This window comes from Pseudoduganella buxea (genome assembly GCF_009720835.1).
In the GTDB taxonomy this organism is placed as follows: Bacteria; Pseudomonadota; Gammaproteobacteria; order Burkholderiales; family Burkholderiaceae_D; genus Rugamonas; species Rugamonas buxea.
Genome location: NZ_WNKZ01000305.1, coordinates 1 through 276, shown reverse-complemented (window position 1 = coordinate 276; position 276 = coordinate 1). Strand labels below are relative to the sequence as shown.

Here is a 276-nt window from a genome sequence, read left to right as displayed (position 1 = left end):
GCTGGCGATCGTCACGGCGTTGGCCTGCACGCGGCGCTTCGCGCTGAAGCTGTCGATGGCGTCGTCCGTGTCGGTGGCGCGCACGCCGTGGAAGCGCAGTTCCTCGCCGCCGGGCGTGGCCGGGGCCCGCGCGGCGCTGTCGAAGATGACGAGCTTGTGGCGCGCCTGGCCGTCCGGGCTGTCGGGGTCTTCCCCCTGCGGCTGGTCGTGTTCGAAGCGCCAGTTCAGGCCTTCCGAGGCCAGCAGGCGCGTGAAGAATTCCAGGTCGCTTTCGCG

At 71.4% G+C, this 276-nt stretch carries 1 protein-coding gene; it reads right to left on the bottom strand.

Annotation, left to right across the window (positions count from 1 at the left end; translation table 11 throughout):
- On the bottom strand, positions 1 to 276 hold a 276-nt coding region (locus GM672_RS28025; RefSeq protein ID WP_211517468.1), incomplete at both ends, for a contractile injection system protein, VgrG/Pvc8 family.